Origin of the sequence: Arcticibacter svalbardensis MN12-7 (assembly GCF_000403135.1) — a bacterium.
GTDB lineage: Bacteria > Bacteroidota > Bacteroidia > Sphingobacteriales > Sphingobacteriaceae > Arcticibacter > Arcticibacter svalbardensis.
The window spans coordinates 1-20,718 of record NZ_AQPN01000098.1; the positions used below are offsets into that span (position 1 = coordinate 1).

At 32.6% G+C, this 20,718-nt stretch carries 20 protein-coding genes; 17 read left to right on the forward strand and 3 right to left on the reverse strand.

The genetic code is table 11. From position 1 onward, the window contains the following. Positions 1-573 precede the first annotated feature (573 nt). The 14 genes from ADIARSV_RS12525 (at position 574) to ADIARSV_RS12590 (ending at position 13,878) form a co-directional block, all read left to right on the forward strand. Positions 574-1,377, forward strand: a complete 804-nt coding sequence (locus ADIARSV_RS12525) for a polysaccharide biosynthesis/export family protein (protein WP_016195916.1) — start codon at positions 574-576, stop codon at positions 1,375-1,377. Between the two features lie 10 nt (positions 1,378-1,387). Continuing rightward, entirely contained in the window at positions 1,388-3,766 is a 2,379-nt protein-coding gene (locus ADIARSV_RS12530; protein WP_016195917.1) for a GumC family protein, read from the forward strand. Between the two features lie 35 nt (positions 3,767-3,801). Next, positions 3,802-5,370 carry a lipopolysaccharide biosynthesis protein gene (locus tag ADIARSV_RS12535; RefSeq protein WP_016195918.1) on the forward strand — a complete coding sequence of 523 codons (1,569 nt, stop codon included), beginning with the start codon at positions 3,802-3,804 and terminating at the stop codon, positions 5,368-5,370. A 341-nt stretch (positions 5,371-5,711) separates the two neighbouring features. Further along, positions 5,712-6,656 carry an O-antigen ligase family protein gene (locus tag ADIARSV_RS12540; RefSeq protein ID WP_160166664.1) on the forward strand — a complete coding sequence of 315 codons (945 nt, stop codon included), beginning with the start codon at positions 5,712-5,714 and terminating at the stop codon, positions 6,654-6,656. Further along, complete coding sequence (locus ADIARSV_RS12545; protein ID WP_016195921.1) at positions 6,653-7,780, forward strand: acyltransferase family protein; 1,128 nt, start codon at positions 6,653-6,655, stop codon at positions 7,778-7,780. Before ADIARSV_RS12540 ends, ADIARSV_RS12545 begins: the two co-directional genes overlap by 4 nt. Continuing rightward, positions 7,777-8,496 carry a hypothetical protein gene (locus ADIARSV_RS12550; protein ID WP_016195922.1) on the forward strand — a complete coding sequence of 240 codons (720 nt, stop codon included), beginning with the start codon at positions 7,777-7,779 and terminating at the stop codon, positions 8,494-8,496. Before ADIARSV_RS12545 ends, ADIARSV_RS12550 begins: the two co-directional genes overlap by 4 nt. Before the next feature lie 28 nt (positions 8,497-8,524). Continuing rightward, positions 8,525-9,292, forward strand: a complete 768-nt coding sequence (locus ADIARSV_RS12555; RefSeq protein WP_016195923.1) for a glycosyltransferase family 2 protein — start codon at positions 8,525-8,527, stop codon at positions 9,290-9,292. Further along, positions 9,273-9,830, forward strand: a complete 558-nt coding sequence (locus ADIARSV_RS12560) for a serine O-acetyltransferase (protein WP_016195924.1) — start codon at positions 9,273-9,275, stop codon at positions 9,828-9,830. Before ADIARSV_RS12555 ends, ADIARSV_RS12560 begins: the two co-directional genes overlap by 20 nt. A 32-nt stretch (positions 9,831-9,862) precedes the next feature. Then, the gene (locus ADIARSV_RS12565) at positions 9,863-10,909 is read left to right on the forward strand and encodes a glycosyltransferase (protein WP_016195925.1); all 1,047 of its coding nucleotides are present in this window, start codon (positions 9,863-9,865) and stop codon (positions 10,907-10,909) included. Positions 10,910-10,913: 4 nt separating this feature from the next. Beyond that, positions 10,914-11,867: a glycosyltransferase family 4 protein gene (locus ADIARSV_RS12570; RefSeq protein WP_040299997.1), complete on the forward strand. Its 954-nt coding sequence runs from the start codon at positions 10,914-10,916 to the stop codon at positions 11,865-11,867. Beyond that, the gene (locus tag ADIARSV_RS12575) at positions 11,864-12,385 is read left to right on the forward strand and encodes an acyltransferase (RefSeq protein WP_083936580.1); all 522 of its coding nucleotides are present in this window, start codon (positions 11,864-11,866) and stop codon (positions 12,383-12,385) included. Before ADIARSV_RS12570 ends, ADIARSV_RS12575 begins: the two co-directional genes overlap by 4 nt. A gap of 10 nt (positions 12,386-12,395) precedes the next feature. Next, on the forward strand, positions 12,396-12,839 hold the full coding sequence (locus tag ADIARSV_RS12580; RefSeq protein WP_016195928.1) for a glycosyltransferase family 28 protein: 444 nt from the start codon (positions 12,396-12,398) through the stop codon (positions 12,837-12,839). Then, positions 12,836-13,321: a PssE/Cps14G family polysaccharide biosynthesis glycosyltransferase gene (gene pssE, locus ADIARSV_RS12585; RefSeq protein WP_040299999.1), complete on the forward strand. Its 486-nt coding sequence runs from the start codon at positions 12,836-12,838 to the stop codon at positions 13,319-13,321. Before ADIARSV_RS12580 ends, pssE begins: the two co-directional genes overlap by 4 nt. A gap of 35 nt (positions 13,322-13,356) precedes the next feature. Next, the gene (locus ADIARSV_RS12590; protein WP_016195930.1) at positions 13,357-13,878 is read left to right on the forward strand and encodes a serine O-acetyltransferase; all 522 of its coding nucleotides are present in this window, start codon (positions 13,357-13,359) and stop codon (positions 13,876-13,878) included. Between the two features lie 38 nt (positions 13,879-13,916). Here ADIARSV_RS12590 and ADIARSV_RS12595 read toward each other — a convergent pair whose 3' ends face one another. The 3 genes from ADIARSV_RS12595 to ADIARSV_RS12605 all read right to left on the reverse strand — a co-directional run bounded on the left by ADIARSV_RS12595 (position 13,917) and on the right by ADIARSV_RS12605 (position 17,168). Continuing rightward, positions 13,917-14,801 carry a polysaccharide lyase gene (locus ADIARSV_RS12595; protein WP_160166665.1) on the reverse strand — a complete coding sequence of 295 codons (885 nt, stop codon included), beginning with the start codon at positions 14,799-14,801 and terminating at the stop codon, positions 13,917-13,919. A 54-nt stretch (positions 14,802-14,855) separates the two neighbouring features. Next, a complete protein-coding gene (locus ADIARSV_RS12600) occupies positions 14,856-16,382 on the reverse strand; it encodes a capsule assembly Wzi family protein (RefSeq protein ID WP_016195932.1) in 1,527 nt (508 codons plus the stop codon). 495 nt (positions 16,383-16,877) lie between these two features. Continuing rightward, the gene (locus ADIARSV_RS12605; protein ID WP_083936581.1) at positions 16,878-17,168 is read right to left on the reverse strand and encodes a hypothetical protein; all 291 of its coding nucleotides are present in this window, start codon (positions 17,166-17,168) and stop codon (positions 16,878-16,880) included. Positions 17,169-18,174: 1,006 nt separating this feature from the next. On the opposite strand from ADIARSV_RS12605, the gene rfbB reads away from it, so the two are divergent. From rfbB to rfbA, 3 genes are read left to right on the forward strand one after another with little or no spacing between them, the layout of a single operon-like run. Continuing rightward, positions 18,175-19,227 carry a dTDP-glucose 4,6-dehydratase gene (gene rfbB / locus ADIARSV_RS12610; RefSeq protein WP_016195933.1) on the forward strand — a complete coding sequence of 351 codons (1,053 nt, stop codon included), beginning with the start codon at positions 18,175-18,177 and terminating at the stop codon, positions 19,225-19,227. Positions 19,228-19,255: 28 nt separating this feature from the next. Next, positions 19,256-19,813: a dTDP-4-dehydrorhamnose 3,5-epimerase gene (gene rfbC, locus ADIARSV_RS12615; RefSeq protein WP_016195934.1), complete on the forward strand. Its 558-nt coding sequence runs from the start codon at positions 19,256-19,258 to the stop codon at positions 19,811-19,813. 37 nt (positions 19,814-19,850) lie between these two features. Then, positions 19,851-20,708 (forward strand): glucose-1-phosphate thymidylyltransferase RfbA, encoded by an 858-nt coding sequence (gene rfbA, locus ADIARSV_RS12620; RefSeq protein ID WP_016195935.1) that lies wholly within the window; start codon positions 19,851-19,853, stop codon positions 20,706-20,708. Positions 20,709-20,718 lie beyond the last annotated feature (10 nt).

The window sequence follows — 20,718 nt, forward strand, 5'->3', positions numbered from 1 at the left end:
TTTGTTGATGCTGGGACTGAATAATAAGATAGATAAGCAGGGAGGGGAGATTGGTAAAAGGGTCCCGGTAGAGGAAACCTTTTGGGATACTATCCGAAAAGGGCGGATTTCGTTTAAGAAGGAATAAACAGGTGGAATTCATTCCATCGAATTAAGTTCTTGATGTATATAAATTAGTATACGATCGGATGCTTTTAATTTTGTTTGTTTTGTAAGTGCTTAAGAGTGAGGTGTAGCCAACAATCGAGGGGGCTTGCCTTAAATGAAAATCATCATTTGTCAATTAAAATATTTATGAAAATATGAATCTTTTATGTAAGCTATTAGGTATATTTATTATATCAAAGAAGATTAATAAACACTTTGAAAAGATATAAATTTTATTTTTTTGAGTCATCAAACTTATTTTTTTGGCGATTGTAATTTTCTATCTCTTTTATTAAAATCAACAATTAACAGGGAATTACTGTGAATATTTGTAAAAAAATGTGATATCTATCAAAAATATTACTAGATTGCATCACTTTTTGTATCACATATTAATTTTGAATTAAAAAAAACTTCTGATAAACTATGATAAAAAAACTGCTCTCAACTCATTTGTTAATAGCCATGGCAATCTTTGTGATTATGGCTTTGCCTTCCTGTGTTGTAACAAAAAAATCGGTTTATTTCACAGATATGCCTGATACTGCGATATTAAGGAGTATTACTCCTGCTGAATTCAAAGAACCTGTGATACAACCGGATGATATATTGAGCATAACTGTGCAAACAATAGATCCTACAACTACTGCAGCAGTCAATCAGGTATCCGCAATGCCTGCCGTAGGTGCTAGTTCCGCTTCTTCAACAGGTCAGCAGTTAATTACTGGATTTTTGGTAGATAAAAATGGGAATGTAGCTATACCTATGATTGGTGCTTTGAAGCTTGGTGGTTTAACAACATACCAAGCAAGGGAGTTGATACAACAAAAAGCGACTTTTTTTTTTAAAGATCCAACAGTTCAAGTGCGATTTGCAAATTACAAGATAACAGTAATCGGAGAGGTAAACAGACCTGCTGCTTATACTGTTCCGAACGAGAAAGTTACTTTATTAGATGCAATAGGATTGGCAGGCGACTTGACTATCTATGGAAAGCGAGATAATGTGCTCTTAATAAGAGATAATGCAGATAAAAAGGAGTTTATTCGATTCAATTTGAATTCATCTGATATCTTAAAGTCTCCATATTTTTATTTAAAGCAAAATGACGTGATTTATATAGAACCAGGAAAAGGTAAGATTGCTGCAAATAACGTAGCAAGAACACAATCATTAGCGATTGTGGGATCGATACTGTCAGTTCTAATAGTTTTATTAACAAGAATCTAACCATTTCTATATGAATAATTGGCAGGAAAATCCGCCTAGGGAAACAACAAGTAAAGACGAGACAAAAGAGTTTTTGCAATTTGTTGGGAAAATATTAGCGAACTGGTTTTGGGTATTATTGAGTACAGTGATTTGCTTATCAGGAGCATTTTTTTATTCAAGATACTATACTCCTGTTTATAAAATCAGCGCAAAGGTTTTATTTAATGATGAGAAGAATGGATCTGGACTTGGTGCACAAAATGATTTACTTGATTTAAGTAGCCTTTTGGGTTCAAAAAGTTCCGTTGATAATGAAGCCGAAGTTTTAAAAACTCGGATGTTGATGGAAAAGGTAGTGAGAGGCTTAAATTTGAATATTACCTATTATTCCAAAGGTAATATTAGGGATATTGAATTAATAGAACCGCCCTTTACTGTCCAACTGTTAAACACAAGGGACACAATACAATCTGCCTCTTTTGATGTTAAATTTCTTGATTCAAATACATTTGAAATTACTAATGAGGATGTTACAAAAACGGTTAAGTATAATCAACCATTATTCCTCGATAATATCGGCAAGGTTAATTTTGTAAGGAATGTTGGAATTTTGAGAAAAAAAGACTTTTATAAATTTGAAGTTACTTCTATAGATCAAACAGTTTCTGCTTTTATGAACGAATTATCAGTATCAGTAACAAATAAACAGGTTAGTACTATTGATTTAATTTTTAACTATCCAATTCCCCAAAAGGGTGAATTGATTTTGAATTCACTGATAGAAAAGTACGTTCAAGGAAATATAACAGATAAGAATCTCATTGCAGATAGTACTATATCTTTTATAGAAAATCGCTTACAATATGTTGGCCAAGAATTGGGAGATATTGAGGGTAGTATTCAAAACTTTAAGCAAAAAAGTAAAATCACTGATATTACTGAACAATCAAAGGTCTTGATTCAGAGTAGCGGCCAATATATAGATGAATTGGCAAAAGTAGAAACTCAATTGTCAATTCTGAATTCCTTGGAAAATTATCTAAAAGATGGATCTAAAAATAAGAGGGTTCTTCCTAGTGCAGTGCTTCCGGAAGATATGGTTTTTAGTGGTTTAATAGAAAGGTATAATACCTTATTGCTTGATCGTGATCGTCAGTCACTATCTTCTACTGAAAATAATCCATATATACAAAACTTGGAAGAGCAGATTTCAAATTTAAGAATAGATATGCTTTCAAACCTATCCAATACTCGTAGTTCTTTAATTATTACTCGAAATAAGTTAAGGCAAAGAACAGGTTTAGTTGAAGGAGAAATAAGAAAAGTCCCTGCTGCCGAAAGAACATATTTAGATCTAGCACGACAACAACAAATTAAACAAGAGTTATATATTTTCTTATTGCAAAAACGAGAAGAAACTGCAATCTCAAAGACTTCTAATATATCTAATTCAAAGGTTATTGATCTTCCTAAAGCGAACCCTATTCCTTTTAAGCCTAATAAGAGAATGATTTTGTTAGTTGGTCTTGCAATAGGTTTAATAATTCCTTTGTCACTTATTTATTTTAAGGGATTACTTAATACAAGGGTTGTTACCAAACAGGATATTACAGATAATACAATTGTATCTATTATAGCAGAAATAGGAAATAACGATTCTGGTGCCGATATAATTATAAATAATGAATCACGAACTCCAATAGCAGAACAGTTTAGGTCTTTGCGTACCAATCTTTCATTCTTCCTTAAGGGAGATGAAAAAACAATACTTTTGACATCAAGCATGTCCGGAGAGGGTAAGTCTTTCATTTCTTTAAATTTAGCAAATGTATTAGCTATTTCCGGAAAAAAAGTAGTTGTGATGGAGATGGATTTAAGGAAGCCGAACTTGAGTAGTAAATTGAATTTGTCTAATTCTTTTGGTGTTACTAACTACATAATATCTGAAGAGACAGATATTAATGACATTATTGTCGAATCTGGAGTTTTACCTAATCTGTATATTATTAGTTCTGGCCCTATTCCTCCAAATCCAGCTGAAACTATCCTTACTAAGAGGTTAGATGATTTGATGGAGGCATTGAAGGCGCAATTCGACTATATTATTATAGATGCTCCGCCTGTTGGATTAGTAACTGACGCTCAGTTGTTAAGTAAATATTCAGATCTGACCTTATATGTAGTTAGGCAAGGATATACGTATAAATCCCAGTTGGCTATTATCCAGGATTTGTACAGCAATAAAAAGATGAAGCAAATATCTGTATTAATTAATGACATTAAACTAGATGGTGGTTATGGTTATGGCTATGGTTATGGAGGTTATGGCTATGGTTATGGCGATTATGGCCATAGCAATAATAAGAAACGGAGTTTATTAGATAGGTTAAGTAAAGGGTTTAAGTGATTTTATAATAATCTTACCAAAAACAATACATTATAATGTTAAAAAAGGGTAGTGATTTTCAAAGGATTTTAAAAGGAATTTCATTTTCATGGATAAAGTTCGTATTGAGCATTTTAATAGGTGTTTTTCAAACGCCTTTGTTATTTAAATATTTGCCTTCCGACCAATTAAATACCTGGTATATTTTTTTTTCAATTGGCGCATTTCTTCAAATTTCAGATTTAGGATTAGTTTCATCAATATCTAGAATCATTGCTTATCTCGATAATTCTGATGAATCAACTCAACAAGATAATGGTGTGCAAATGTTCCGTTCATTCAAAACAAAACAAATTTACTTTACAGCTTTATTTTCATTTAATACACTGCTTTTTGTATTTGGGTTTATTATATATTTTGCTTACAGCTATTTTCATAATGATTCATTTTCTTCTAGTACCTTCAGTATTGCATTTGTTGTTTTTATTTTAGGAATAATTTGTAACATGTTATCTAATATTCCAACTGCGATTCTTACAGGTTATAGGGATATTGGATATGATAGCATTGTTCGGAGTGTAGTTCAAATATTTTATTTTGTCTCTCTTATCGTTTTCTTGCCTTTTTATCATTCAATTATTTTTGTTTCATTAGCTTTTTTTCTTCAAAATTTCATACAGCTTGTAGTATTACACTTTATATTATATTTCAGGCATATATCAATTTTCAGAATAAAACTTTCTGTAGGTGAGCTTATTAAAATCCAGATAGTCAAAAGTATATATAAGCAATCATTTCCTTTAGCAATTAACCAAATAGGTACATGGTTGACTACACAAGGCAGTGTTTTTATAGCATCTATTGTTTTGGGTCCTAATCAAATATCGGATTATGCAATTAACCAACAGTTATTTACTTATGGTTTAGCAATTTCATTAGTTTTAAATCAAAGCATGGGACCTTTTATAGCAAAACAATATATTCAAAAAAATCATGAGAACTTAGTTAATTATTATGTTCGAACAACTACCGTATGTTTGTTTGTTATTGGTATTTTTTTAGTTACTTTATTGTCAGTTTTTAATGAACTTATTTCAATATGGGTTGGGGTACAGCATTCATTGGGATTAAACTTAGTTGTGTTTTTTGCATTGATTGCTTTTTTTGAGGTTCAACATTCTGTTGCAGGAAATTTTGTTTGGAATATGGGTAAATGGCCCTTTAATAAATTAACCCTATTGGCAGGGGTATTGAACTTATCGTTAGGGTACGTTTTAGGTAAGCAATATGGATTACTAGGGATTGCCATTGGGACATTTTTGTCTAAGTTTTTTACGCTTAATTGGTATGTTGTCTTCTACTGCTTAAAAAAATTAGGGTTAAGTGTTTCTAAATATCTTAAGGAGGTAATGCTGCCCATTTTATTTACAGGTATAATAACAGTTATGATTTCTAGCTATATTAAAGGTTATTTACATATTGAGCTAGTCAAACCCATATTTGGAATCATGATCATTTCTGCAATCTCAGTTTTGATATTCATATTTATAATATTTATATTTTTCAGGAGTGCATACAAGCCTTTACTTGCATATGTTAAAGTATATCGAGAAAAGGGTGTATAATACAAAAAGGATTAAACTCATTTTAATTGAAACATCTATAAGATGAAAAAATGGATTTTGTTAATGTGTTTTTTGGTTTGGATTTTTGTTTTTGGCTTTTTTGATGGCCAAGGCTTTACAAACGAAACAAGGAATTATGGTTCACTTTTATTATTTAATATTGGTATTGTAATTGTTTTTTTATACTGAAAAGGTTTCCTCTTTCATTTAAATTTCCTAAAAGCGCTCATTTTTATTCATTAATTGTTTTTTTGATACTTATACATTTCTTTCGATCTAATTATCAAGTTTCTTTGAATAATATGATGAATATTGTTTTTACTCAAGTTTTAATAATCCTAATGGCAAATATTTCATGGAGTATTCAGTTTAAGACAGTATTGAAAATAATGCTTGTTTTTTTTCATGTAGCATTATTTTTAAGTCTTATAGTACACTTTAAGACAGGTGGGACACTTTCGTTTGGAAATCATACGATGACAGGAAGACTTGGTGGGTTATTCTTTTTTGCGGTGACAGCGGTGTTAGCTGGTTTTGCAAGCTTGATTTCGTTTTATTTGGTATTAATTAATAGAAGGGTTATATATATAATTTCACTAGCTCTATGTATTGCTTATTTAATATATACTGACAGTAGATCTGTATTATTAGGGGTTATCGTGGGATGTTTTATTCAATATTTTTTTAACTTAAAAATACAGAAAAAAAAGACAACAAAAACGATTGTCTTTTTTATTGTCTTTTATGTTCTCTATCGTATTTACTCTGCATATAATTTAGGTGGCGCAAATGTAGAGGACGATTTGGAATTTCGGACAAAAATTTGGAGTACTGCATTATTGGGTATCTATCAAGAGCCTTATTTGGGATATGGGGATTCTTTATATTTTCTAACTAATATGAATTATGCTTTGAAGGATTTCTATGAACAATTAAATGATCCTCATTCTAGTTATCTTGCTTTAATTCTTCAATCGGGTCTAATCGCATTTTTTATGTTGTTTTATTTTTTATACCGTATCTTAAAAGGAATGGTTCTTAAGCCTAATATTTACAACCTCTTTGTGATTTCTCTTTTTGGTTTTTGGTTAATTAGTGGATCAACTGGAGGGGCATTTTTTAATTTAAACTATTCGTTACTTTCTGTTTTATTTAATTTTACCTTGATAGCTTTGGCATTTCATCCATCGTTGTGGCCAACTAATTCTATACGAATAAAGGAAGTAGGTTTAAGTAGTGAAAAGCATGAGAATGAAGGAAATTTTAAATCTATTAATATATTATGATAAATTATAGTAATAGAATTTTTGGATTTGATTTTTTGAGATGTTTGGCGATCTTATTTGTACTAATTGATCATGGTGCGTTTTTCTTTACTGATAAGATTGATGTAGAGAATTTTACAGTATTTGGATTCTTAGGTGTGGAAATATTCTTCGTATTGAGTGGCTTTTTAATAGGGGGAATATTTATTAAAACGTTTGATCGAGAAGATGGATTTAATTTTGATTCATTGAAAAATTTTTGGATTAGGCGCTGGTTTCGAACGGTTCCCAACTATTATTTAATCGTTCTAGTAACACTTTTTGTAAATATCTTTATATTTAAAGAGGTTTTTTCATGGTCTCAAATTTCTTTATACTTTCTTTTTTTGCAAAACTCATATCAAAGACAGTCTGCATTTTTTGGTGAGTCTTGGAGCCTTGCAATTGAGGAGTGGTTTTATCTTACATTGCCAGTGTTGATGATCCTTTCGGATTATCTATTTAAAAAGGTCATAAAGGAAATTAAATTTAGGGTTTTGTTTGGAGTTATTATGTTTTTTATAAGCGTTATTTCTTTAAGAACAGCAGTCGTATTATTTAGAGATCCATCTTGGGACAGTGGTATAAGAAAAATGATGCCGCTTAGATTAGATTCTATATTATTTGGAGTTTTGGGTAGTTGGGTGAGCTTTTACTATAAACAACTTTTTTTAAAATTTAAAATTCCCTTAGTATTTCTTGGTCTTGTGAGCTTGCTGTTAATATTTATTTATTATTTATTATTTATTGTTGGAGTATACTCGCACAATTATCATTTGTTTTCAAAGGTCTTCTATTTTACACTTACAGACATATGTTTCTTATGCTTTATGCCATTTATGAGTACTTGGTATGTAAAAAAACAAGTTCTTGTTGTGCGTATGATTACTATAATAAGTGTGCTGTCGTATTCGATATATTTAATCCATAGATCTATAATAATTTCGTTATTGGATTTTTATTTTTGCTCCAATGAAATAATTATTCAGTTGATAAAAACTCTGCTTTTCTTAGTTCTTACTTTTGTTTTTTCGTATTTTATTTACAAATATTATGAGCATCCAATTACAGAATTACGAGAAAAATTTAATAAAAAAAGAATATGAAAGCGATAGTTTTGTTAACTGGAACAATTGATCCTAAAAATATGATATTAACAGCACTTAGTAGTCCTGATATCAGAAGAGAGCAATATTTGAGAGCAATTAAGTATTGGTGTGACAATGCTGAAATACCAATAGTATTTGTTGAAAATTCAAATAATGATGTAAGTGATTACTTTAAAGAGGAGATTAGTAGTCAAAAGTTGGAAGTGCTAACATTTGATGGTAATTCTTATTCTAGAGATTTAGGTAAAGGTTTTGGTGAGTTCAGCTGTTTGGAATATGCATGTACTAACTCATTTTTATTATCAGAAGCAGATTTTGTATTCAAAGTTACAGGAAGGCATAAGATTTTAAATTTTGATTTTTTTTACAAACACATTCAGGATTTAGATACAGTTGATTTATTATTAGACTTTAGGTATAATTTAACTTTTTGCGACTCAAGGATATTTGGTTTCAAACCGGCTTTTTTTTATAAGTATTTAATGGAATTTAAATATTTAGTTAATGACAGTAATGGAATATATTTTGAGAATATACTAGCCAAGGCCTCATTAAGAGCCATAGCTGATGACTACATAATGTCACCGTTTCCTTGCTTTGCAAGAGTTGAGGGTACTAGCGGTACTTATAATAAAGAATACAAGAGGAGTTTTTTATCTTATGTTAAGAACAACTTAAAGGCGAAGATGAAATACCTAATAATAAGTAAATAAATATTATACAATAAGATAATTTAATAGTATGGAAAATTTTCCTCTTGTTTCAATAGTCACGCCTTCTTTTAATCAAGGTGCTTATATAGAACGAACAATTCTAAGCGTACTTAATCAGACGTATAAAAATATTCAATATTTAGTAATCGATGGCGGGTCCAATGATTCTACTATGGAAATCGTCAATAAATATAAATCTCAGATAGACGTTGTAATAAGTGAAAGGGATAAAGGTCAATCTGACGCAATAAATAAGGGTTTTAAATTATCAAAGGGAGAATTAGTAGGGTGGATCAATTCTGATGATATATTGTATCCTGATGCAATTCAAATCGTGGTTGATTCGTATATGTCGAATTTGGATGCATCTGTTATTATGCCTACAAAGGTTGATTGGATTGACGAAGTAGATCATATAATAAAACAGAGGGAGATTAAAGGTAGATCAAAGTTCGATTTGATAAATAATGACTTTAATATTGTTCAACAGGGCTCTTTTTATAAGAAAGAAGCTGTTGTTAAAGCTAATTATTGCAATGAATTATTGTATTACTGTATGGATCTTGATCTTATAATTCGGCTATCTGATTACGGCAATATTCATTTCATAAATGAATCAATTGCAGGGTTTAGGATGCACAAGGATACAAAAACGCTTAACGGTCATAATAAGTTTTATAATGAAATATGGGGAGTTCTTAAAATGAATAACGTTAGCATCAGTTCAGGTAATTCAATTAGACTACATAAGGCCAAATTTAAAAATATAATCAAGAATGCTCTCGGAATACATTAAATCTGATTTACAGCGGTATGCAGGTAAAGCTACAATGGGGATGTTTTTTAAACACTATTTTATTTCTCCTGGTTTTAAGTATAGCTTTTATTTAAGACTTTGCAAATATTATAGAAAAAAAAATAAACTAGTTTATTTGTTCTTTAGGATTTTGTTGAGACATTACAGTTATAAATTCGGATTTGATATACCAGTAATGACAACAATAGGATTTGGTCTTTATATTGGGCATTTTGGAAATGTTGTGATTTCCTCAAAAGCTGTTATTGGGGATAATTGCAATATTTCACAGGGTGTTACTATCGGATATAATCCCAGGGGTAAGTTTAAAGGATATCCCATTATAGGCAATAATGTTTTTATTGGTCCCGGAGCTGTTGTGATAGGTAATGTAAATATCGGTGATAATGTAGCTATAGGTGCTAATTGCGTAGTTACTAAAAATTTCTCAAAGAATGATGTTGTTACCGGAATTCCTGGGACTGTAATTTCTACAAGGGGCAATGATGAGTATATTATAAATAGGTGGGTAAAATAATAAATTATGAATGAAATTAATAGTAATATAATATGAAAATTATCCATTGCATTTTTACTATGGAGATTGGTGGTGCGCAAATTCTACTTGTTGACATGTTGAATGATTTATGTGTTACCAATGACGTTTCTCTAATTATAATAAATGCCAAGGTTAATATGCAACTTGTTCAACAGTTAAATACTAAGGTAAGTGTTTTTTACATTAGGAGGCCTGTAGGTAGTCTGAATCCATTTTACTTATTTAAGCTGAATAGTTTAATTTGGAGAATTAAACCGGACGTACTTCATAGTCATGAGCGAAAAATTGTAAAAATGATCTGGAAAAAAAATCTTAAAACGATTTTTACTATTCATGATGTCAATGTTCCAATACAGTATTTGGATCTCTATAATAATTTAGTTGCCATATCATTTACTGTTTTGAATGATATCAAAAGTAGATCAGCACTGAATCCTGCAATGATCTATAATGGAATACCTATGGAAAGCTTTTCAAAGCGGAGCGACTATGAAATGTCAGATAAAAAGTTATTTCGTATTGTACAAGTAAGTAGGTTAATGCACGAGAAAAAAGGTCAAGATATTCTTCTGCATGCTATGAAAATTCTTATTGATAATTATGGGTTAAGTAATATTAGTTTAGAGTTAGTAGGAGAGGGCGACTCAAAAGGTTTTCTTATTGAATTAGCTAAAGATCTTGGCTTAGAATCTAAAGTTATTTTCCTTGGTAACAAAAATAGGGAATGGATTTATGCGAATTTGAGCTCTTATCATTTGCTGGTGCAGCCTTCTAGATACGAAGGATTCGGCCTTACAATAGTTGAGGGTCTAGCTGCGGGTCTTCCTGTTTTAGCTACCAATATTGATGGGCCAAATGAAATTTTGAAAACACTGCCAGCCGGTTCTACATTTTTCAATGAGGATAGTATGGATTGTGCAAAAGAGATTATTGCTATTTATAGTGACTATACTAATGGTACCATTAAAGAAAAGGTTTTTTCATCGAAAAATCTAATTATAGAGAAATTTTCAATTCAGGCGACAACTTCACAATATCTCAAGATTTACAAAAATTAAATTTATGAAAGTCCTTTATATAACAAATATGTATCCAGTTGAGGATTATATTTACTTTGGAATACATGTAAAAGAACAGATAGATGTCTTGGTTAAAAATAATAATGTATCTGCTGAGATTTATTTTATTAATGGAAGAGGCAATAAATTAAATTATCTAAAATCTATTTATGATATAAGGGTATTATTGAGAGAGAATAAATTTGATTTAGTGCATATTCATTATGGTATTTCTGGATTATTTCTATTGTTGTTACCATTGACGATTCCAGTTGTTATTACCTTACATAGCGGCGAGCTATATCAAAAAAAGAGTTACCTTAATCATCTTGCACAAAAAAACCTCACTCTTGCAGTTCTTAAAAAAGTAAATAAAATAATTGTTTTAAATGATGAAATGATTAACTTGCTTAAGGATCGGTCGGCAGATTTAATTAAAGTTCCTTGTGGAACTGATTTGGGATTATTTATGCCAAAAGACAGACCGCTTGAACAAAAATTCAGAATTGGTTTTCCTGGGAATAAGGCTCGTAAAGAGAAAAATTTTATTCTTTTTTCCAGTATAATTGAATTGATAGCAAATTATGTAGAAGTTGAGATTGTTGAGTTTCATAATTTAACAAGAGCTGAAGTTATTAATAATATGAATTCGGTTGATGTTTTATTAATGACCTCAACCATCGAAGGGTCTCCACAAATTATTAAAGAGGCCATGTCGTGTAATAGACCCATTCTATCTACTAATGTTGGTGATGTTAGTGATTTATTATTAGGCGTTAAAAATTGTGTTGTAATCGATTCCTTTGTTCCTCAAGATTTCATTGAAGCTTTAAAAAGAATTGTTGACTTGCCTTTTTATTCTAGAGTTTCAAATGGGAGAGAAAAATTGCAACAAATGCAACTAGATTCCGTAAGCGTAGGAAACAGAGTATATGACGTATATGAAAAGTTGTTATGAAAAAGGTATATTTGGTTTTATATTACTTTTTTATTAAACATTTACCATCAAATTACTTTCCGATGGGGAAATTATTTAATTATTTAAGAGTTGGGGTATTAAGTAAGCTAATTAAAATTGGAAATAATACTGTAATACAATCAGGGTTTCGATTTGGTATGAGACATACTGTCTCAATAGGCAGTAACTGCCAAATTAACGAAAATGTTTATATTCAATCTGCAATTATTGGTGATTATGTGCTAATAGCTCAAAATGTAAGCTTGCTAGCGGTTACTCATAAGTATGATTCTTTGGATATTCCAATGAGTTTACAAGGATCAACGAAGGCATCTCCAGTAATAATTGAAAGTGATGTTTGGATTGGAAGTAATGTCGTTGTTTTACCAGGTATTAGGATTGGTAAAGGGTCAGTCGTTGGTACGGGTTCGGTAGTAACCAAGAATATTGCTCCTTATGCTGTAGTTGGTGGTGTTCCTGCAAAAATCATAAAATTTAGAGTAAGTAGTAAAATTTAACAACATAACGATGAAAGTATTGGCGATAGCATCAATAGGTGGTCACTGGGTGCAATTATTAAGATTGAAACCAGCTTTTAAGGATTCTGAATTAGTGTTTATGTCAACAAAACAAAGTTTTGCAGATACGGTTAAGGGTTTTGAATTTCATTGTATTCCAGATTCAAATAGATGGAATAAATTTGATTTGATAAAAACGTTTGTATCCGTCTATAGAAAAATTAAAGTTATCAAACCCGATGTTATTATAACTACTGGGGCAGCACCTGGGCTGATGGGTGTAATTATAGGTCGTTTAATGGGATGTAAAACTATATGGGTAGATAGTATAGCAAACGTTCAAAAGCTTTCTTTAAGCGGACGCATTGCAATCCGATTTGCAAATAAAATATATACTCAATGGCCCGACCTTGCGTCTGGTAAGATTATTTATAATGGAAAGGTTATATCATGATTTTTGTAACAATTGGTACTCAAGAACCCTTTGATAGACTCATTAAGGCGATGGATGAGATCGCAGAATCTTTTCCTGAAGTTGAAATTATTGCTCAAATTGCTAAGTCAAACTATCATCCATCTAATATTAAGACATTAGATTTTATGACTCCTATTGAGTTTAATGAACATTTTTCAAAAGCTAAGCTAATCGTAAGCCATGCTGGTATGGGAACAATTATTTCAGCTTTACAACAGGAAAAGCCTATAGTAGTTATACCCCGTTTAACGAAATTTAAAGAGCACAGAAATGAGCATCAGTTAGCTACTGCTAAAAAATTTGATGAGCTTAATTATATACATGTAGCATACGATATCACTGAATTGAAGAAAATAGTATTATCAACATACTATCATAATCTAAAACCTCTATATAAATTGGGTCCTTATGCAGCGGATAGTTTAATTAGTTCTATTGGAACCTATATAACGTCTCTATAATTTAGGTCAGCATTTTACAGCTTATCAAGCATATTATGAACAAATCATATTCAATAATTCAAGATTGGCAAGCTAATAGGAAATATACAAAGGGCAAATTAATTACTGTTTGTTTTCGTATTGCACACTTAGCATCAAGAAATAGTTTAATGAAGATCTTGTTAATGCCTTATTTGATTATTTACAAGTTAATATTTGAGTGGATTTTGGGCATTGAAATACCATATAACTTAAATATCGGTAAGGGATTTGTTGTTTGGCATGGACCAGGACTAATCATACATAGAAACTCAATTATTGGTAGCAATTGCACTTTAAGACATGCAACAACTATAGGCAACAAGGGATTCTCAAATATAGAATGTCCAAAAATTGGTAATAATGTAAATATTGGTGCACATGTTTGTATTTTAGGGAATATAATTGTTGGCGACAATGCAATTATTGGAGCGGGTAGTATTGTTATTAAGGATGTTCCGAGTAATGCTGTAGTCGCTGGTAATCCTGCAAGAATTGTCAATTACAATTCTCCTTCGAAGCCAGAACTAAGTGATTAAATTTATGACTTAAAGTGTCTTATTATAGATGTCTGGATTTACATTTTACCCGGAGCAACATCTTTGTAAGATGCCTTATTATCTCCAATCCTAACTTCGTCATAATATATAATTCTTTTGTTTATTCCAACCATCTTTTTTTCCTTTTTTAACATCCATGTCCACTTATATAATCCTAATTTAAAATATGTTCCGATTCTGTCATTATAAACATTCGGTCCTTTGTATTGAGTTATAAATTTTGAATTCTTCCATACTTCTATTATGCCATCGTTTTCCCAAGATGGTATAATATGAAACACAATATCATTCCACGATTTTTTATGGTATAAACCTAAATCAATTTCTTTTTTACCTTCTGGTGAAGTATTCACAATCGTCCTAGACCATAATATGACTAAATATAAGTGTCCGTTTCGCGTCTGAAGAGATATTGGAGGAGATCTCCAATTTTCACCTAGATCAAAATCAGGATAATCATGCAATTGCATAACACTTTCAGGCTCATTATCTAAGATATAACTATCTGGGAAGAATATGGTAAACCCATACCATCTTTCACTTTTGGGGTCTGTTTCAGGTTTTAACACCAGTTCTGCTCTTTTTCCATTTGCAATAATTTTATCATCCCTCTTTAAAGTAACTTTTAAGGAATATTTGCCAACTTTAGAGACTGTGTTACTTCTTTGAATTGAAAATTTTGACTGTTTTTCCTGAGCTTTCCAAATAGATAAATAAGCGATTGATTCAAAACTAGTTTCAAATATCAAATGTGATCGAAAATATGAAGTATTATTACTTATGGTTTTGTGGGGCTTTATATAGGTTAAATCTTGCTCTTTAATATGAAAAGTAGCTCCATTATGAAATTCAAAATTATATATTATTAAAATACCGAGTCTAAGTGATATATGTTTTAACATTAATTTAGTATGATTTATAAAAAACATCAACAATCTTAATAGTAAATGAAGCTTTTAATGGACTTTTCTATTAAAGGTCTTTGACAATTTTAAAATTCCCCCTAGTGAATTGTTTAGCAAATGTCCTTGATCTAAACCAGCAGCAATTCCAAAGCAAATTCCATTTTTTAATATCTTGTTACCTTCAATGTATGAGGAAAATTGGTTAACTTCTTTAAATAAATTCCCGTAATTTGGATGTCTTATTGATCCTAATGAATTTCCAATAGCGCTAGTCCCATAAGTTCCGAAGTTCTTTGAATACGAGAATTTTCCAATACAATTCCATCCATAAATGGAAAAATCTATTCCAGTATGTAGTGCTATAACCCTATTGTTTATAAAGTAATCTAGCGGATTGGAGGCTAATCCATCTTTAGTATCGTCTTTTAAGCTAATGAAGGGTGTGCCTAAGCCTAATTGTTGATAGGACCAACCTTCTTTGTATAGATAATTGTTATAGTAATTTTCATCTCCAGATTTCGTTGGTTTGGAATTTAATTCACCAGCTTGATTTTTTGTGTATAATAATTCAAAAAGTATTTTTTTCCAGTAAAAGGTATTTTTATTATGTTTTTGATTTTCTAAAGTTATTCCATTAAGTCCATCCTTTATATTAGCTAAATTACTTAACCCTCCTACGTCATAGAAGTTTTGTCTATAAATTATCAATTTATAGTTATTGAAGTCATATTGAATTCCAATATCAACTGAACCTAAATGATTTCCTAGTTTGGATCGTTCTATTTTTAATCCGTGCCCCCCGTATGTCTGGCCTGTAGATACGTATAAAAAAGATTCCAAGGAGGATAATTTATAATCATCTCCATATATATCCTTTCCATTGCTCCAATAAACTTGATGATTAAAACCACCATAGAATTTTATTTTCCAATATTCTTTACCAAATCTTATATAGAATGATTTTTGATGAAAGTAGGTCTTTATATGATTTTTTTTTGATATAATATAGTTTCCTGTATTAGCATCCCCTCCAATTGTATCTCTTATCGGAAGTTTATTTAGCCATCCATGAGAAAATGTTCCTTTAAATGAAAATATTCCATCCCAAATTGGAATAGTGTAATAATTGGGAATGGATATTTCTAATTTGGGAATGCCAAGGGCATTGCCAGACATTGAAAAATTGCCAGATGACAATATGGAATCCCCATTTAATCCCATTACATCCTTAGCTCTTCCAGCTTTTATTTGAAAGATACCTGTTTTCATTTTAGCATAACCTTCGATTAAAAGTAACTTAAAATCTTTTCCTATATTCCCTCTGCCTTCAAAACCAAATCCCCAATCAACAATTTTTTTTAATGTATCGTAGTCCATATGACTTCTTAAAATAATGCTTTCAGATAAGCCAGGTGATGGGAGGCTACCGAATTTATTTGATCTAAACCAAAATGGAACCGATTTTGAATTAGTTCCTATCGTTTGTATTTCAATTTCATTTTTTATATTTAATTTTTGACCAAAAATTGTTTGGGTTGATAATATAATAATTATAATAATTACATATAATTTTTTCATTTTAAACTTATCTATAATAAATATAATTGTACCATATATAATCGAGGGCCCAGAAAACGGTAAGCACTGTCATACATTTTCCGTGATCTTCCTCATTTAGTAAATCCTGTACGATATCGCTGTTATGTATACTGGGAGAACTGATCTGTATTCCGTTATTTAGTTTATAACAGATATTGCCTTCACATGGTTTCTATAACTTTAATAGACCTTATTTTTCTTCTTGCCCTAGTACGTATCGGATTCATATGGCGCATCTTTTTTAAGCTCTAGCCTTCCAAAAAATCACCTTCTTACTGCTGAATTTTCGTTTCTACTAATGCGCTGCCTTGCGACTGTCACAAAACTTACATCTATCATGCTTCCGTTTTTTGTTGTAAAGACACTCTTTTTTAACTCTGCCGTTAAAGAATTCCAATTGTGAATCAAGTACTCCGTTTATAATCAAAATTTTTTGATCCCCCAGGATCGTGTATGGGCAATGAATCTTGTCATTCAGTATAAAACTTTTAAATGCATTAAAGTTAGACAGTCTATTATCTGAAATTTGGTCTGTGCGTCACTTAAGCAATCCCGACTTTGCAGATCCTGAACCTTAAATAGTGTAAGTTTATAAGTCGGATGGCCTCTTTGGCTGTAATCCATTACCGCAAAATCACTCCGAATTAATTCATAGAACCCTCCCTTGTCTATATGTTTATCAAAAGTTTTTAAAGGAGCTTTAGAATTGCCTAATATATTTTGATAATTCGTGAAATCAAAGAGTGTACTATCCCGTTTTTTCATAACTAAATTTAATCATTTATACTTGTCTATCTACTTTTTTTAAGCCTTAATTTAGTCTAGGACATTGGAAGCCCCCGTGTGCTTATTTGATGTTAGGATATTAACACTGAAGAGGAGGTTGATTCACAATGTATATTGGAATACATCGATGGAGTTGATATGTTCATTTTAGTTAAATTATTACGTTTTTGGCAGATAAAAACTTAGCGTTTTGCTAGAATGAACTCATAATTAGAGGTATGAGCCTTAAATTAATCATTTATTTATATTAATGAGGTTGTTTTAAATGTTGAGGATGTTATTGGAATGTTTAAAAAACTGTAATTGTAACCAATGTAAATATTTGTATAAATAAATTTCATTTTGAAACATGTGATTGGAATTAATAAAAATGATATAATAATAAATCTGCTTTTGCTTTTTATGTAAACAGTTGCATGTGTAAAAATCCTTGTTATTCAGATAACAATTCGGAATGTTTAATAAACTTTATTAGAGTAGTTTTAGACTTAATGTGAAATCTGTGCATGCAAATAGGACACCAGTACTTATTTTTTCGAAGCCAGGGGAATATCGATTTTATAAAAGTTGAGCGTTGAAGGAGGTAGTAATGAGGAGCATTGCACTTAGGGCAATGCTGAGATTTGAGCTCGGACGTTGGTAGTAACTTATTCTTCTCCATAAGTAAAAATACACATATTTCTCATTTTTTCTCATTATTTTTTATCATTTTGATATTTAAGTTGCTACCTTCCTGCTGTTTATTATATGCAAGGTTGAATAAGACTTTTTTTATTGCTGAGACTTTTCTTATATAGCTTTCTTACAAATAATATTTGTGATAGTGATAAAACATTCATTTTAGTTTCATATGCCTTTGACTTGGATTTCTACTTATTGTGTTTTTGTCATTGGATTTATAATGAAATATCTATCTAACTATTTTATATATTAGTAAACATTTTTAAGGTTTTAAGGGAATCAACCTAAGATCAAAAAAAAATTTATGAAGAAAATACTCATCACAGGGGGAGCCGGTTTTATCGGATCACATGTAGTCAGAAGATTTGTTACTACCTACCCCGAATACCAGATCGTAAACTTGGATAAATTGACCTATGCGGGTAACCTGGCCAATTTAAAAGATATAGAAGAGCAGCCGAATTACCGTTTCGTAAAAGGTGATATTGTGGATGCCGCCTTTATTGACAGCCTTTTTGAAAAAGAGTCATTTGATTCGGTGATCCACCTGGCTGCAGAGAGCCATGTAGACCGCTCTATTTCCAATCCTTTAGAGTTTGTGATGACTAATGTGCTGGGCACGGTCAACCTGCTTAATGCGGCGCGCAAGTACTGGAAAGACGCCTATCCTGAACACCGCTTTTATCATGTCTCAACCGACGAGGTATATGGAACACTGGGTGAAGAGGGCCTGTTTACAGAAGAGACCGGCTATGATCCCCATAGCCCTTATTCGGCATCGAAGGCCAGTTCCGACCATTTCGTACGAGCCTATGCCGACACGTATGGAATGAATACAGTGATCTCGAACTGTTCGAATAATTACGGATCATTCCATTTTCCTGAGAAGCTGATTCCGCTTGCCATCAACAACATCAAGAACAACAAACCCGTACCGGTATATGGTAAGGGAGATAATATCCGTGACTGGTTATGGGTGGAAGATCATGCCCGTGCGATCGATGTCCTGTTCCATGGTGCAGAACCGGGACAAACCTATAATATCGGTGGTCACAATGAATGGAAGAACATTGACCTGATCCATGAGTTGTGCAGGATTATGGATAATAAACTGGGCCGCGAGCCAGGAACATCAGCTAAGCTGATCACCTTTGTGACAGACCGTGCAGGCCATGACCTGCGTTATGCGATCGATTCATCCAAATTACAGCGGGAACTGAACTGGACCCCAAGTCTACAGTTTGAAGAAGGACTGGAGAAAACGGTAGACTGGTACCTACAGAATGAAGAGTGGCTTGAAAACGTCACCTCGGGCAATTACCAGTCCTATTACCAGGGGCAATATAACGCACGCTAATTCCATTACCCCAGCATAAAAGAATTACATGAATATCATCCCTACACAACTCGAAGGCTGTTTCATTATCGAGCCGGCCGTCTACCCCGATTCAAGGGGTTACTTCTTTGAGAGTTTCAATGAAGCGGGTTTTAATGAAAAGACCGGACTTGCTGTACACTTTGTACAGGATAACCAGTCGCTGTCCACTTATGGCGTTTTGCGTGGCCTGCACTTCCAGCAGGGAAGCCATGCACAGGCCAAATTGGTGCGTGCCATCAAAGGCACGGTACTGGACGTAGCCGTAGACCTTCGTGCCGGCTCAGCTACCCTGGGCCAGCATGTCAGCGTGCTGCTGAGTGCAGAAAACAAAAGACAGCTGTTCGTTCCACGAGGTTTTGCCCATGGCTTTGCCGTATTGAGTCCTGAAGCCGAGTTTTTTTATAAATGCGATAACTATTACAATAAAGCCTCCGAAGGGTCATTGCTTTATAGTGATGCCGATCTGGCTATAGACTGGCAGCTTCCCGCAGGGGATATCCTGGTATCAGAAAAAGACCAGGTCAATGCTACATTTCAAACCTTTAAAGAAAGATTGAATTCATAATGAGTGTCCTAGATATCACCAAATTAAAAGAACAAGCATGAAAGGAATAATACTCGCAGGCGGCTCAGGCACCAGGCTTCACCCCTTAACCCTGGCAACCAGTAAACAAATGATGCCAGTATACGATAAACCGATGATCTATTATCCACTGTCGATATTGATGCTGGCCGGGATCAAAGAAATTCTGATCATCTCGACCCCGCATGACTTGCCAGGCTTTGAAAAGCTGTTGGGTGATGGAAGTAGGTTAGGCTGCAAGTTCTCGTATGCAATACAGGCAGAGCCCAATGGACTGGCGCAGGCTTTTGTAATCGGGGCAGACTTTGTGGGAATAGATAGTGTGGCTTTGATTTTAGGCGACAATATCTTCTATGGCGATGGCCTGTCACATTTGTTGCAGGACCTGAGCGAACCCAAAGGAGGAATCGTATTTGCCTACCAGGTATCCGATCCGGAGCGTTATGGGGTAGTGGAATTTGACGCCAATAAAAAGGCGATCTCGATAGAAGAGAAACCCGAACATCCTAAATCCAACTATGCAGTACCGGGATTGTATTTCTACGATAATTCGGTGATCGAAATAGCCAAAAATATTAAACCCTCTCCACGCGGAGAATATGAGATCACGGATGTGAACAAGGTTTACCTGGAACAGGGCAGACTGAAGGTAGGAGTATTGAGTCGTGGCACAGCCTGGCTGGATACAGGAACCTTTGAATCCCTGATGCAGGCAGGTCAGTTCGTACAGGTCATAGAAGACCGCCAGGGACTGAAGATCGGCTGTATCGAAGAAGTGGCTTACCGGATGGGTTTTATCAATGCAGCGCAGCTTAAAGAAGCTGCAACCCCACTTATCAAGAGTGGATATGGACAGTATTTGATGAAGTTGATTTAAACGCTAATGA

Coding starts and splice junctions, on each gene's coding strand:
- ADIARSV_RS12525 (WP_016195916.1), top strand. CDS start 574: ATGATAAAAAAACTGCTCTCAACTCATTTGTTAATAGCCATGGCAATC.
- ADIARSV_RS12530 (WP_016195917.1), top strand. CDS start 1,388: ATGAATAATTGGCAGGAAAATCCGCCTAGGGAAACAACAAGTAAAGAC.
- ADIARSV_RS12535 (WP_016195918.1), top strand. CDS start 3,802: ATGTTAAAAAAGGGTAGTGATTTTCAAAGGATTTTAAAAGGAATTTCA.
- ADIARSV_RS12540 (WP_160166664.1), top strand. CDS start 5,712: ATGGCAAATATTTCATGGAGTATTCAGTTTAAGACAGTATTGAAAATA.
- ADIARSV_RS12545 (WP_016195921.1), top strand. CDS start 6,653: ATGATAAATTATAGTAATAGAATTTTTGGATTTGATTTTTTGAGATGT.
- ADIARSV_RS12550 (WP_016195922.1), top strand. CDS start 7,777: ATGAAAGCGATAGTTTTGTTAACTGGAACAATTGATCCTAAAAATATG.
- ADIARSV_RS12555 (WP_016195923.1), top strand. CDS start 8,525: ATGGAAAATTTTCCTCTTGTTTCAATAGTCACGCCTTCTTTTAATCAA.
- ADIARSV_RS12560 (WP_016195924.1), top strand. CDS start 9,273: ATGCTCTCGGAATACATTAAATCTGATTTACAGCGGTATGCAGGTAAA.
- ADIARSV_RS12565 (WP_016195925.1), top strand. CDS start 9,863: ATGAAAATTATCCATTGCATTTTTACTATGGAGATTGGTGGTGCGCAA.
- ADIARSV_RS12570 (WP_040299997.1), top strand. CDS start 10,914: ATGAAAGTCCTTTATATAACAAATATGTATCCAGTTGAGGATTATATT.
- ADIARSV_RS12575 (WP_083936580.1), top strand. CDS start 11,864: ATGAAAAAGGTATATTTGGTTTTATATTACTTTTTTATTAAACATTTA.
- ADIARSV_RS12580 (WP_016195928.1), top strand. CDS start 12,396: ATGAAAGTATTGGCGATAGCATCAATAGGTGGTCACTGGGTGCAATTA.
- pssE (WP_040299999.1), top strand. CDS start 12,836: ATGATTTTTGTAACAATTGGTACTCAAGAACCCTTTGATAGACTCATT.
- ADIARSV_RS12590 (WP_016195930.1), top strand. CDS start 13,357: ATGAACAAATCATATTCAATAATTCAAGATTGGCAAGCTAATAGGAAA.
- ADIARSV_RS12595 (WP_160166665.1), bottom strand. CDS start 14,801: ATGTTAAAACATATATCACTTAGACTCGGTATTTTAATAATATATAAT.
- ADIARSV_RS12600 (WP_016195932.1), bottom strand. CDS start 16,382: ATGAAAAAATTATATGTAATTATTATAATTATTATATTATCAACCCAA.
- ADIARSV_RS12605 (WP_083936581.1), bottom strand. CDS start 17,168: ATGAAAAAACGGGATAGTACACTCTTTGATTTCACGAATTATCAAAAT.
- rfbB (WP_016195933.1), top strand. CDS start 18,175: ATGAAGAAAATACTCATCACAGGGGGAGCCGGTTTTATCGGATCACAT.
- rfbC (WP_016195934.1), top strand. CDS start 19,256: ATGAATATCATCCCTACACAACTCGAAGGCTGTTTCATTATCGAGCCG.
- rfbA (WP_016195935.1), top strand. CDS start 19,851: ATGAAAGGAATAATACTCGCAGGCGGCTCAGGCACCAGGCTTCACCCC.